The sequence below is a fragment of the Clostridium sp. CMCC3677 genome, assembly GCF_023845585.1.
GTDB lineage: Bacteria > Bacillota > Clostridia > Clostridiales > Clostridiaceae > Clostridium > Clostridium aquiflavi.
The window spans coordinates 33285-47835 of record NZ_JAMQHS010000011.1; the positions used below are offsets into that span (position 1 = coordinate 33285).

11 protein-coding genes and 1 other annotated feature are annotated in these 14551 nt (G+C 28.0%); of the genes, 4 read left to right on the forward strand and 7 right to left on the reverse strand.

The genetic code is table 11. The features are described from left to right. Positions 1-13 precede the first annotated feature (13 nt). Positions 14-251: a binding site (T-box leader), on the reverse strand. Between the two features lie 278 nt (positions 252-529). Together NG901_RS13850 and NG901_RS13855 are read right to left on the reverse strand one after the other, a co-directional pair. Next, a complete protein-coding gene (locus NG901_RS13850; protein WP_252215719.1) occupies positions 530-1705 on the reverse strand; it encodes a YibE/F family protein in 1176 nt (391 codons plus the stop codon). A 158-nt stretch (positions 1706-1863) separates the two neighbouring features. Beyond that, positions 1864-3924: a 5'-nucleotidase C-terminal domain-containing protein gene (locus NG901_RS13855; protein ID WP_252215722.1), complete on the reverse strand. Its 2061-nt coding sequence runs from the start codon at positions 3922-3924 to the stop codon at positions 1864-1866. A gap of 491 nt (positions 3925-4415) precedes the next feature. Between NG901_RS13855 and NG901_RS13860 the strand changes: the two genes are divergently transcribed. Both NG901_RS13860 and NG901_RS13865 read left to right on the forward strand, forming a co-directional pair. Further along, positions 4416-4625: a (2Fe-2S)-binding protein gene (locus NG901_RS13860; protein ID WP_012451448.1), complete on the forward strand. Its 210-nt coding sequence runs from the start codon at positions 4416-4418 to the stop codon at positions 4623-4625. Positions 4626-4915: 290 nt separating this feature from the next. Further along, entirely contained in the window at positions 4916-6106 is a 1191-nt protein-coding gene (locus NG901_RS13865; protein ID WP_012450657.1) for a class I SAM-dependent rRNA methyltransferase, read from the forward strand. Between the two features lie 24 nt (positions 6107-6130). Here NG901_RS13865 and NG901_RS13870 read toward each other — a convergent pair whose 3' ends face one another. From NG901_RS13870 to NG901_RS13880, 3 genes are all read right to left on the reverse strand, one after another. After that, positions 6131-6847: a 2-phosphosulfolactate phosphatase family protein gene (locus tag NG901_RS13870; RefSeq protein WP_252215724.1), complete on the reverse strand. Its 717-nt coding sequence runs from the start codon at positions 6845-6847 to the stop codon at positions 6131-6133. Then, positions 6848-7786 carry a tRNA modification radical SAM protein MnmL/YtqA gene (mnmL, locus tag NG901_RS13875; protein ID WP_252215727.1) on the reverse strand — a complete coding sequence of 313 codons (939 nt, stop codon included), beginning with the start codon at positions 7784-7786 and terminating at the stop codon, positions 6848-6850. 120 nt (positions 7787-7906) lie between these two features. Then, a complete protein-coding gene (locus NG901_RS13880; RefSeq protein ID WP_252215728.1) occupies positions 7907-8977 on the reverse strand; it encodes a hypothetical protein in 1071 nt (356 codons plus the stop codon). Between the two features lie 134 nt (positions 8978-9111). Here NG901_RS13880 and NG901_RS13885 point away from each other — a divergent pair, with 134 nt between their 5' ends. Both NG901_RS13885 and NG901_RS13890 read left to right on the forward strand, forming a co-directional pair. Beyond that, positions 9112-10170: a YkvI family membrane protein gene (locus NG901_RS13885; RefSeq protein ID WP_252215730.1), complete on the forward strand. Its 1059-nt coding sequence runs from the start codon at positions 9112-9114 to the stop codon at positions 10168-10170. A 178-nt stretch (positions 10171-10348) separates the two neighbouring features. Next, positions 10349-11254: a radical SAM protein gene (locus tag NG901_RS13890; protein ID WP_252215732.1), complete on the forward strand. Its 906-nt coding sequence runs from the start codon at positions 10349-10351 to the stop codon at positions 11252-11254. A 40-nt stretch (positions 11255-11294) separates the two neighbouring features. Here NG901_RS13890 and NG901_RS13895 read toward each other — a convergent pair whose 3' ends face one another. Continuing rightward, positions 11295-12626, reverse strand: coding sequence for a peptidoglycan-binding domain-containing protein (locus tag NG901_RS13895; protein ID WP_252215734.1), 1332 nt, complete (start codon positions 12624-12626; stop codon positions 11295-11297). Between the two features lie 92 nt (positions 12627-12718). Then, the gene (locus tag NG901_RS13900; RefSeq protein ID WP_502800138.1) at positions 12719-14545 is read right to left on the reverse strand and encodes a S8 family peptidase; all 1827 of its coding nucleotides are present in this window, start codon (positions 14543-14545) and stop codon (positions 12719-12721) included. Positions 14546-14551 lie beyond the last annotated feature (6 nt).

Sequence of the window (14551 nt, forward strand, 5' to 3'; positions counted from 1 at the left end):
AAAAAACTCCATCCCACAGGACGAAGTTAAAATCGCAAACCACCTAAGGCTAACACTTTATTAATAGTGTTTAGTTCAAGTACTTACATACTCTATCCTTTAACGCAGGCCACGTGACAACTTAATAAACATAAATGCCTTTCAGTTTCCAACTCCTAGGTGATCTTCTCTTAGCTTCCCTATAGCTTTGCACCAACCAGCTATTCTCTAAAAGTTAAGTCTAAGTTACTTTTCCTAATCAAAGTCTTTTCTTTTTATTGTAACATTATATATTAACAATTTTTAAATGTCAATTCATGGTCTTAAAACTATTGTAAATATTTAAATTAATTATTGATATTTTTACAATTTTATACTCTATTTCTTTTAAATTTATTTACAAGAACTAAAAATATTCTATTTAACTTCACTAATCCACATATTAATAGCTAATCACCTTTATTATGTAAATCATTAATTACATATTGAGAATTCTGTTTATGCATATTATTATTATTTACATTATTACTCTCACTATTCACATTTTTTTCTATTTCATAGGTTTAATTTTATTTTGTTTATTATTTCTAAAAACTAAAGTAGCCATTGCAAATACCGTAATTGGCACAGTCCAAACAAGACCAAGACTTCCTGCAAAAGCTGTTATTATTTCTGTAGATATTATTTCCATATTAATAATATTAGTATATGTCATTTTTTGAGCAGCAAGTAAAAATATTAAGCTGAAGGCTCCGCCTGCATAAGCTAGAATTAAAGTATTAGACATAGCCCCTATAATATCTTTACCAATATTCATACCACTTTTTATAAAATCTTTTTTACTTATATTGTTTTTTATTTGTAATACTTCATCCATGGCAGAAGTAATTGAAACACTAACATCCATAACAGCGCCTAAAGAACCAATTATAATTGCTGAAAACATTATATGTTTAAAATTAAGACCTAAACTAGAATTAGAATATGCAATCATTTGTGATTCAGTTTCTGCAAGGCCTGTTATTTTACACATATTTCCTATAATAATCGCCATAATAGTTGCAATTACAATTCCACCAATTGTTCCAATTATTGAGATTATTGTTTTTTTATTTATTCCATTTATAAAAAATAAAGAGGATGCCACCGTTAAAATACAAACTACTAGGGTTGCTATTAGTGGATTAAATCCACTTATTAATATTGGAAGTAAAACTTTTATTATCATGAAACTTGTAAAAATCAAAGTTAATATAGATTTAGCACCCTTCTTACCACAAATTAAAATTACAGAAAACATAAATATTCCTATTAGAAGATATAAGTAATTTTCTCTAACCATCTCATATAAATGTATTGAATTTATTTGACCTTCATTTGAAACAGTATAGTTTATTACTATTTCATCATCTTCACTAACAATTATTCGATGCATATCTATAGATTCTATTGTATTTCTTATTTTATATTTTTCTCCTACATGTTCACCATCAAGTATTGTAATTTCAAATTCTTGCTTAGTTTCTAATACATTTTTGCTTTCATCATCTAATTCATATATATTATCATAAGTTATTTTATCCACTCTTGCTTTTGCAAAGGAATAATTTTTATTAATATTAAGTTCTTGTTTATTAGCTTGTATAGTTGAAAATGTGAATAATCCTAATACCATTATTGCTAATATAATTATGCATGCATATTTGTTTCTATCTATTTTTTTCATAATTACTCCTACTGTAAAAAATATTATGTTTAAAATCAAGTAAAGTCATAGGGAGTAACTTACAGTATCTCTATGACTTTACAATGTTTTTATTTTAGCTCTATCTTAAGTATGTGTTTAAAAATTCTACTGAAATTTTACTTAAAATAAATTCTATTTTATTTGCCTTTTACGTCATCCCAAGTTACAGATTTTGCATTAGAAGATGTTTGTTCTTCTGCAACGCCAGATAAAGTTACGCTTCCATTATTAATACATTTAACTGCTGCTTTTCTTTGTTCTTTATCCCAATTGTTACCTATAATACTCCAGTTATTATCACATCTAGGAGTTATAGTTCCACCTTTAACATCTTTAATATATTCTCCAATTAACTCTCTTATTCTTCCTTCACCTAAACCTGCTGTTTCTTCTGATTTTCCTACAAGTGTTGGAAGTTGTTCACCTTCTTTAAAGATAACACCAGGAGTTAATAATTGAGTTGCTCCTCTATAGTTATTAACTGTTAAATAAAGTTCATCTGAATCATTTATTTTGCTTCCATCCATTCTAGTTAAATTAACTATTCTATTTCCAGCATCTTTTGATATATCTACATTATATTTTACGCCAGCAAACATATCAAAATTATATCCTGGTGTATTTGGATTAAATGAAACTGTTAAATCTCCAGGATTGTACTTATTGTAATAAGAAAAAGACCATTCCATATATTTCTTAAGTTGACTTCCTGTTATCTTAAGGGCATATAATGTATTGTCAAATTTATATATATTAGCAGTATCACACTTCTTTATTGGTCCTTCTAATATATTTTGTCCATCTTTAAATACTGCAGCAGATGAAACATCTATTTTATGATTTGCTACCTTTTCTCCATAATACATTTGAACTTCATTTATTAAACTAAGCATTGGAGTAGGTTGAATTTTAGCTTGATCTATTCCCTTAACTTCATTTGCAGGTGTTAAATTACCACCTTTTAAAGTACCAATAGGTGTATTAGCATCATCAATTGCTCTTTTATTATAACTTTCTAATGACTTTGCGATTTCATTATCAACTTGTACAGCTGTTCCATTCTTAGGTGCCATGTCATAAAGAGCTGTAGTGATATCTTTTGATTTATCTGCAACTACATATTCACCTTTAGAATTTTTAGTTAAGTTAATATTAATTTGACCAAGAGTTTTAGCCCATTTATAAGCTTCAACTATTACTGTTCCATTAGTTTTTGCTTTATTATAATCAGCTATAGTTGCTTCAGTGATAGTTCCGTCTTTTGTTATTGCTTTAACCTTATTATCACTAGGATTTAAAGAGTATATTTTATGATCATAATAATAATCACCAGCTATTTTTACATGGAAATGTGCTGCTACAAAAGCTGTTATTTCTGGACATTGTTCTAATATTTCAATAGCACTTGATCCGTCTGTGCCATATTCTTGAGTTTCTCCAATATGATCAACAGCAATTATTGTATTTACATTTTTCTTTTTAAGTTCTGCAATTGCAGCCTTAGTTTCGTCTACTGGATTAGTAACTTTATAACCCTTTAAATTAGCAGAATCCCATTTAGTAATATTAGGTGTTACCATACCTATTATTCCAACCTTAACTCCACTTCTTTCAACTATTGCATATGGTGCTGCAATTCTTGTTTTACCATCTGTATCATATACATTTCCACCTAGTACAGTACCATTAAATTGTTTCATTATATTTTTTAATGCTGGTATTCCATAATTAAATTCATGATTTCCTAAAGTAAAAGTATCATAGCCTATTTTATTCATTGCAGCTATCATTGGATTACTTGACTCATTTATAAATAATGATTCTGAGTTATCTTGGATAATGTCTCCTGCATCAACAACAATTGTGTTATTAGGATTTTTAGCTTTTAATTCATTAACTGCTGTTGATATTTGTGCAAGGCTTCCTGAGTTGTCCGCAACATTTACAGCATAATCATACGGTAAGAATCTACCATGAGTATCTGTAGTTGTTAAAATTTGCAAGTTAACGTTACCATCTTTGGCTAAAAGAGCTTCTTTACTAGAACTAGTTGTCTTGTTTTCAGTTAAGTCAACTACTTCATTATTAGTATCAGTTTTAGTATCTGCTTTTACTGTCATTGGTGTAAATAAAGTAAATACCATCATTGACGCTACTATTGACGATAAGAATTTTTTGTTTTTAAAACGTCTAAACATTAAATTTTTGCCTCCTAAATTTTTAATTTTTTTGATATGTTTGATTAATTTTATATATATAGAAAATTATAACATATAGGTTTTTATAAAAAAAGACATGCTACTGTAATCATTATCATTAATTATGATAAATTTTATAGTTTTATATAAACTATTCATATCTTTTAATATTTTATAGCTTATTTACTTAATAAACATATAATTTAAATTGCAAAAAATTAAATAAAAAGAGATGCATTAACATCCCTTTAACTAATTAGATCCATATTTATAATAGTTTTACAACTAAAATTTATATACTATTTTATTTTAATTATACAGTAGTTTTCTTAATACTTACTTAACTAGATATTTTTATAAATCATAGTAAAATATCTACTTAGTATTTATTAATGTAATGGATAATTATTATTATTTAACATTGACTCATTTTAATTAAGATGTTTTAATTTAATAAATAAGAATTTAAAGCATATAAGGAGAAAATATATATGGATAACAATTTAAATAAAGATATTTTAGATAAAATAACAAAGACTTGCACTTGTAAAAGTATAACTAGAGCAAAAATTAAAGAAGCTATAGTAAATGGTGCATCAACTTACGAAGAAGTTCAAAAAGCAACCGGTGCAGGATCAGGATGTTGCAAAGGAAGAAAGTGTTCAGAAAAAATAAATGATTTAATAAAGGAACTAAACTAATTTACTATGTTTAAATATCTGTTGATATATGCAATAGGTAAAATGGCATTGTAATTGGATTTTGAGAATTCTTAATGAGTATTGTCATATTTATTGCTTGTCACAATTTTACATTGGGAACAAGCTGAAATAGGACTATACTCATTTTAGTATTGCTAAGTTCAATTACTTAGTCCACTTTACTTATGCATATATCAACACTATACTAAAGCATCTTAAAATAATTAAATACTAATTAGACTATTATGTTATAATCATATAATAATTATTTTGGAAGGGGTCTTTTTAATATGGCAAGTAAATTTTATTTACATAAGGGACGTAGCGGTAAAGCTGAACAAGGTCGTCCTTGGGTTTATACTGATGAAATAAATGAATATGATGGCGAATATGAAAATGGTGATATCGTAGAGGTATACAATCATAAAGGTTACTTTATCGGTAAAGGTTACATAAATGATAAAAGTAAAATAACTATCAGAATAATGTCAAGAGATATAAATGAAAATATAGATGAGGAATTCTTCAAAAGCAGATTTAAAACAGCTTTTGAATATAGAAGAAGTATAATTGATGATTCATCTTGTAGAATGATATTTGGAGAAGCTGATTTTCTTCCTGGATTAACTGTTGATAAATTTGAAGATTATTATGTAATTCAAATTTCTACACTTGGAATGGATCAATATAAAGATTTAATTGTTAAAGTATTAGTTAATGAATATAATGCTAAAGGTGTCTATGAAAGAAGTGACATAGCAACTAGAGAAATAGAAGGTTTAGAACAAACTAGGGGATTTTTAACTGAACCTTTTGACACTAATGTTGAAATTGTTGAAAATGGAGTTAAGTACATAGTTGATCTAGCAAATGGTCAAAAAACTGGATTCTTCTTAGATCAAAAAGAAAATAGAGCTGCTATTCATAGAATATGTAAAGATAAAGACGTATTAGATTGCTTTACTCATACTGGTTCTTTTGCTTTAAATGCTGGTATTGCTGGTGCAAAATCAGTTCTTGGAATAGATGTTTCTCAGCATGCCATAGACTGTGCTAATAAAAATGCTGAATTAAACAATCTTCAAGATACAGTTAAATTTGAATGTCATAATGCTTTCGATGTTCTTCCTGCATGGTCAAGAGAAGAAAAGAAATTTGACGTTGTAATACTTGATCCTCCTGCATTTACAAAGTCTAGAAATACTATTAATGCAGCAAAAAGAGGATATAAGGAAATTAACTTAAGAGGTTTAAAATTAGTTAAACATGGTGGTTATTTTATAACTTGCTCTTGTTCTCATTACATGAATGAAGAACTTTTAAAGAAAACTATTGTAGAAGCTTGCCAAGATGCTAATAAACTTATAAGACAAGTAGAATTTAGAACTCAATCTTGTGATCATCCAATACTTTGGAATTCAGATGAAAGTTACTATTTAAAATTCTTCATATTCCAAGTATTTGATAAAACAAAATTATAAAAAAAGTGGCTTATGCCACTTTTTTTATAGTTTAATTATCTTATCTCCATCATAAATCGGAACCATATCTATTATGCTTTTCTTTATACAATATTCTATATCATTATCTAATTTTAAAGATCTCATAACTGAATAATGTCTAGCTTCTTTAACGTAATTTATAATGTCTTTGTTGCTTTCATAAATCATATTTGAAGTCTTAGCTATGTCTGTAAGTTCTATATTGCTTTTTTCTTTTAACATAGTATTAATTATATATCCTCCACAAATATAATCATCCATAGAAAATTCTCCATTAGTTCCTGCATTAACTATGACAATATCATCATTAAGTTCTAATAATTTTTTAGCTACAGCTTCTGCATTTATCATTGCTGCTATAATAATCTTTTTGCCTAGTAAACATTTAGTTAATGCTCTAGTTCCATTGGTAGTGGTCATTAAAACTGTTTTATTTTTAACTACTTCTTCTGTATATTCTAATGGTGAATTACTTAAATCAAAGCCTTCTATTTTAACGGCTCTTCTTTCTCCACCTAATATAACTTCACTCTTATCATATTTCTTGGCTTCTTCAAGTGTTTCTTCTACAGTTAAATATGGTATGACTTTTTGGCATCCATTATTAATTGCAGTTGTTATAACTGAAGTTGCTCTAAACATATCTATTACAACAACAACCTTATCTTTTACAATATCATCAGTTATGTAATCTGCTGAAATTACAACATCTACTTTCATTTAAATATCCCCCATATGAAAATTCTTGCCCTGATATATATCATTATCTTCTAATGTTTTATCTATTGCATTTAATACTTCCCACTTTTTTAAACTCCACATAGGACCTATAAGTAAATCCCTAGGCGCATCACCAGTTAATCTGTGTACCACCATTTCTTTAGGTAACATAGAAACTGCCCTGCAAATTAATTTTATATAATCTTCTTGTGATAAGAATTGCAACTCACCATTTTCATATAACTCAACCATTTTAGTATCTTTCATTAAATGCAATAAATGAAGCTTAATTCCCTGAGCTCCAGAATGAGCAATATAATCTATAGTTTTTAACATATCATCTTGACTTTCACCAGGCAATCCTAATATAGAATGTACAACAACATCTATATTTCTTTCCTTAAGTCTAGCCATTGCATCATCAAATACTTTTAAATCATATCCTCTATTTATTTTCTTAGCTACATCATCATTTATAGTTTGTAGACCAAGTTCAACCCATACATATAATTTCTTACTTAGTTCTTCTATTAAATCTAATACTTCATCGTCTAAGCAATCTGGTCTAGTTGCTATTGATAATGCTACAACACCTTCTTGATTTATAGCTTCTTCATACTTTTTCCTTAGCTCATCTACTGGAGCATATGTATTTGTGTATGCTTGAAAGTATGCTATATACTTACCACTTTTCCATTTGTTAGCCATCATAGTTTTTACATTATTAAATTGATTAGTAATAGAAAAATTCCTACTTCCTGCATAATCTCCAGAGCCTCTGGCACTACAGAATACGCATCCACCTTTGCTTACTTTTCCGTCTCTATTAGGACATGAAAAGCCACCATCTAAAGATATTTTAAATACCTTTTCTCCAAATTTTTCTCTCAAAAAATAATTTAAACTATGATATCTCTTTCCATTCCAAGAATTATTCATTTTGCCTCCTAAATTTCATCTATACACATTTATAAGATATTTTTTAATGTATTTGTATTATAGTATAATGACGTGGTGGCATTATACTATAATATCAAATTATTCCTTAAAAAATATACTCTATTTTTTATCTATTGTAGACTTATTTATATTTATTACATACATTCCTGTTAAGTCTTCTTTTTTTTCAGAAACTCCTTCTAATAATGTGACTCTAACAGTAATCTCTTCTTCATTAACAAACATAACCCTTACATTATATTTGTCTGTTGGAAATTTACTTTTTATATCTAATGATGATTCTTTTCCACTTTCTACATTAAATATTTTTAGTCCTGTTCCCTCATTAGAATTCTTATAAGACACTACCAAATTATCTTCGGCTGCACTAAATACTATTCTTTCTATTTGACAATCATTTAATATCCCAAAGTTCATAACTTTATCAGTTTGAACTTTTTCTATTGCATTACTTTTATTATCAGATTTATTTTTAGTATCGTCTTGATTACTTCCTATTGTAGTAACTGACTTATCATCTTTTATGTATAATATTCCAATAAAACTATCTTTTCCATTAGTTGTTGAGTATGCTACCTTATTGCTAGAATAACTTAAACCACAACTAGAAAACTTATCACTTGGAATATCTACTCTTTCTAATGGATTATCTCCTTTATTATATACCTGTTTAGGAATATCTGAAAGTTTTAAAATAAGCTTACTTTCTCCTGCTCCTGAAGTTTGCAATCTTAGTTCACTTTCTCTTTCATACACTTCTGATTCTTCACTAGCGCTTAAATTATTTATTTTGTATTCATCATTTTCTTTTATAACGTCTATGTTGTATTTATCTAAATTATTATTAGGAGAATAGTCTTCGCCTCTAAGCACATCAAATATTATAGACATCTTATCTCCACCATCTACGCTCTTATTTGTTTTAAATACTTGTATTTTAGAATTTCCTAAATCATTTATCTTTGAAGCTGAAGCAAAATCTTTAGTACAAAATTTTTTTGCTTCCTCAAAATTTTCATTTTGTATCTCCATTAAGTATTTTTGAGCAGTTTCAATAGCTTTCTTGCTATCATATAAATCTATCTTTTCATTATTTGAAGTTTGATTGCTGCATCCTATGGATATAAAAATCATCATCATAGACATTATTATTAAAATTATCTTTTTCAAAATTAAATACCTCCTTTATTTAGCTCTTTATTTATTTTTCCTAAGAAATGTAGTGTTATACGAGTAATTTAAGAATAAAAGATAAGTTTACATTATATACTTATTAGTGAAAATATTGTTAAGGAGAATTTGAATTGAAGAAGAGTTTTGTTAATATATTTCAAGTTGCAGTAGTTTTCATAGGTACTATTGTTGGAGCTGGATTAGCTTCAGGAAAAGAAATCACTGAATTTTTTACATCTTTTGGACTAAAAAGTTTTTTTGGCATTATAGTCTGTGGAATATTTTATATTGTAATTGGATGTATAATTGCCAAAATAAGCATTCATTATGAGTTAAATTCTTATAGTGATTTGATTAATGTAATAAGCCCTAATTATTTGGGCAAATTTACAGGTTTTATAACTACTTTATATCTTATTTCAAGTGCCTCTATAATTTTAGCTGGTAGTGGTGCTCTTATAAATCAATTTTTTGGAATTCCTAAATTAGTTGGATCAATAATAATGATTTGTATAGCTGTATTTTTCTTATTAAGAGATACTGATGGATTAATTGCAGTAAATTCATTTATTGTTCCATCTTTAATTTGCACAATAACATTGATTACTATTTTATACTTTGTATTTTCTAGAGATGTCGTCTCTTTAGAGAGCATGAGACAATTTAGACCTGTTAAGAGCGGACTTGCTGTATCAACTATATTATATGCTGGTTATAATACACTTTGTTGTACTGGTGTACTAGTTCCTCTCAGCAATCAAATGAAAAAACCTAAAACTATGTTTATAGGAATTACTCTTGGAGCTATTGGATTAACTTTGCTTTGTTTAGCAATAAATCTTATGTTAACAGTAAATCAACCTTATATATACAAATTTGAAATTCCATTACTTCTTGTTGCAAATAGATTTGGTTGCATAATACAGGCTATATTATTAGTAATTATTTGGCTTGAAATGTTCTCTACTGAAGTTTCAGATGTTTATTCAATAAGTAAAACATTAGAACAAACATTCAGTATAGACTTTAAAAAAGGCATTTTTATAATTTTAGCAATAGCCCTACCAATATCTCAAATTGGATTTAGTAATTTAATAACAAAGTTATATCCGGCTTTTGGAGTATTGAGTTTAGTATTCATACTACAAAGTGTTATATTTTATTTTAAACATAGAAAAGAATTAAAGTAATGTTAATATGTATATAAGTAAAATGGACAGAGTAATTAAACTTAAGGATGCTAATTGCAATGCCACTTTACCCTATTGCATATATCAACATTCATTTAAACATAATTATTAAATAAAATCTCATGATATAATAAACAGTATTAGAATTGTGTTTATATTAAATATCGAGGAGATAATTATGAAATATTCAAGTATGTTAAAAGAATGTACTCTTTGCTATAGAGAGTGTAAAGTTAATAGATTAAATAATGAAATTGGATTTTGTAGAGCTTCTGAAAAGGTTAAAGTTGCAAGAGCTGCCTTACATCTTTGGGAAGAGCCACCTATTTCATCTGGAAAAGGTTCTGGTACTGTATTTTTTTCACATTGTAATTTAAACTGTGTTTTTTGCCAAAACCATGATATAAGTCAAGAATTTAAAGGAATGGATATATCAATAGAAAGACTTGCTGACATATTTTTAGAACTTCAAGAAAAAGGTGCTAATAACATAAATTTAGTTACTCCAACTCATTATGTACCACAGATCATTGAAGCTCTAGAACTTTCTAAATCTAAAGGATTAAAGATACCTATACTATATAATACAAACACTTATGATTCACTTGATACAATTAAAGCTTTAGATGGATATATTGATGTATATCTTCCTGATTTTAAATATTTCAATAATAAATATTCTACTAAATATTCTAAAGCTAGTGATTATAGTATAAATGCCATAAAAATTATAGATGAAATGGTAAGACAAACTGGTGAAGTTAAATTCGATTCAACATCTCATATTACTAAAGGTGTTATTGTTAGACACTTACTTCTTCCAGGCTTACTTTTTGATTCAAAGAAAATTGTAGATTTACTATTTAACAGATACAAAGATAATATCTATATTAGCCTAATGAATCAATATACACCTATGTTTAAAGCTTGTGATTATCCTGAAATAAATAAACCTCTAAATCCAAAGCATTATGATAGTTTAATTGATTATGCCGTAAATATTGGTTTGAAAAATGGCTTTATACAAGATCAAGGAACTAACACAACAGATTTTGTTCCATCTTTTAATGGTGAGGGAATATAAAAAAGTAATGCTTCAAATAATTTGAGGCATTACCTTTTTTCTATACAAAGTAATTAAAATTTGGAATTTCTCTATTTGCTTGCTCAATAGTCATTGGTGGAACAAATATCCTTTGATTAGAGCTATCACATCTAAGTTCAGCTATTCTTGTAACTCCTACATATACATCTGATATCTTATACCAAGTAGCATAATCAACTACCCCTGTTTGTGGTAAATTAAAGATTCCTTGAAATACTTTAACTGCTTCTTCAGTTTTAGGTCCAAATGCACCATCTTCTGCAACTTTAGGAATAAGAGGATAATTTCTAGATATTCTATTTAATTGATTTTGTATTGTTTTAACAGGTTCTCCAACTGATCCAATAGTCAAATCATAATCTGGATATGATTTTGGACTTCCTTCAACTTTTTCTGCTGTTACAAGCTCAATATCACTTCCATAGTAATACTTCAATATTTCATATGGTGGTTTTCCTTGAGAACCTAAACTTTGGCTTCCCCATTGACTTAGCCATTCTGGACAAGTCACACTTTTACCATCACAATATTGTGTTAAAAGTGGTTGTTTTTTCCCCATTCTTCTAATATAAGTAGAAAATATCTCATCAACTATTACACTTATGGTATCATAAATATTTCTTCCATAATTAAAAGCATGATCATAAGCAGTAGAGCTTGTAATATCGAAATTTTTTCCCTTTCCTCTATACCATTCTGTATATATTCTATTTAAAGTAAATGAAATTATACAAAATATATTTGCTCTTATTGCATTACCAGACCATGTAGAATATATTTCACAAGATGCAACATTTTTTATATACTCTTTAAATGGTACTTTATAATTAGGTGCAGAGGTATCATTAGGACCTCCTTGATGTACTATTATATATTCTGGCACTACCGGTTGTGCCAATACAACTCCTGAACTTGGAGGTGGTAATTTTTTTTCCTCTTCTTCAGGAATTTTAGGTGGAAAATTTCCATTAAGAGTATTGGGTTGAATATTAATAACCTCATTTTGTCTTGATGCACTTTTACGTTCAACTAAATTACATCTTTGATAAGCAACCTCTTCAGAAAATATTTGACATCCATTTATTATCAATGTCTCGAAACCATCTCTTTCAACTAAAATATCATAAACACTATAAGGAATTTTATTACTATTTTCATCTAAAGAATATTCGATAGGAGGAGCATCTAAATCTATTTGATCAGTTAATCCAATTGAATTTGTAACTAAATCTATAGTCGATGGATTATTTTCATTCAAAGAACCTTCTTTTACACTGATTTTAGCATTATCTACAGGGATATAATTATCCCCACTAAAACACTGAATTCTTAAACTACCTTTATCTGCCATAACTATAACTCCTTAATATTTTTTCCTACGAATACTATATGAAATAAAGCACCAATTAGTTCCTATATCTTATTATTTAAATAATTACATAATTAATTATTAGGAAGTCTAACAAATAAATTTCCTACATAAAATTCACCACTTATATCTCTGACTCTATAATTTCTAGATAATATTTGATTTATTGTATTTTCAATATCATAAAGGGTATCATAAGCACAAATTGTTCCATATCCCCAAAGTGGATTTGGATATTCTATATCAGTTCTTGCTCTATTAGAACCTCTTACCAAATAGTACTTTAATCTTTGTCCAAATAAGTACGGATCATTTCCCTTTACTATTCCCCATTCCATAATTAATGCACAAATTCCCGATACCTGAGGTGCTGCCATTGAGGTCCCTGTCTTAGAATCATAACTTCCATTTGGTACAGGACCTAATATTCCTACACCTGGGGCAACAAGATCAGGTCTTATCAAATTACTTTGAACTTGTGCTCCTCTTCCACTAAATGAGGATAATGTATTCGTAAGTGAATTATAACTTCCTACAGCTATAATATTTTCTACAGTTGCTGGTATTCCTAATGTATTATAATTTATAGGCTCTAAAAATTTAGTTTGAGGATTTAACCCTTCAGATATTGGAAGCCACATTGAAAATGATCCCTTATAGTTATTACTAGTAGTAATTTGTATTTTCCACACACCAGGAATTAAATAACCTGATGCTATAGAAGATATTATTATTTGAATTTCACTATTCAATTCAAATGGTTTTGGTCCAGATACGTATATATCATACCTATCACGTCCTATACCTCCATGAAAGTATCCTTCTTGCATATTTATATTTCCACTGCTTTGGCCAGTTGGTGATATTACATTTAAAGATATATCTGGAAGTATTGATTTATATAAATTTATGACTACAGTGCTTTCATCACTGGCAATATTGAAAGCTTTAGTTTGAATTTCTTCTAATTCACCACCTGTATGGTGTGCTGCATCACCTTCATTTCCTGCTGCTATAACTATAGTTACTCTTTCTAAATTAGATACTGTACTAATATATTGTTCTAATAAACTACTTCCATTATGTGCTCCATTATTAGTGCTCAAGCTAAGATTAATAACTAAAGGCATATTAGTTTCTTTACTTTTGTCTATTAAAAATTTTATTCCTTGCATTATTTGAGAACTTAATATCCAAGTGCCTCTTGCTGCTTTTACCATAGCTATAGATGATTCTGGTGCTGCACCTTTATATATATCGCTAATATTGCCACCACCACAAGCTATTCCTGCAACATGAGTTCCGTGACCTGTATTATCTAAAACCGGAACAATTGAATATGGATCAGTTGATTCTATAGCTTTGTTTATTAATTCTTTATCATAAATTTTTTTTTCAAAACTTAAATCATATATATATTCTATTCTAGTCTTACCATTAGAATCCATAAATGCTGGATGCATATAATCTATTCCTGAATCAACAAATCCTACTAATGTACCTTTTCCATATACTTCATAAGTTGATACAGCTTGAGGCACACAGGTTGCTCTATTTCCTTCACTGTCTGCTGCATATAAGTTCTTTGGTAACTCTATATACTGAATGCTATTACTTGTTGCCAATTTAACTAAATTTTTTAGTGGCAAATTAATTAGTCCAAAGTTAAATCCTAAATCTTGAAATTCACCCTCTAATTCTTTAGCTAATACTGCTACATTTTCAGCTGTATCTCTATATAAAATAACAAGCTCAATTACTTCACCCAATTCTCCCGAAAAAAACTTTGTATTTATTCTATTTAATATATCTTGTGGTACATTAGTTAACAATCCAATAGCAGCATCAAGTTTAGATGATATTCTGTTAGATTCTGTAATTTCTATTTTAATCAACCCCAACTATTT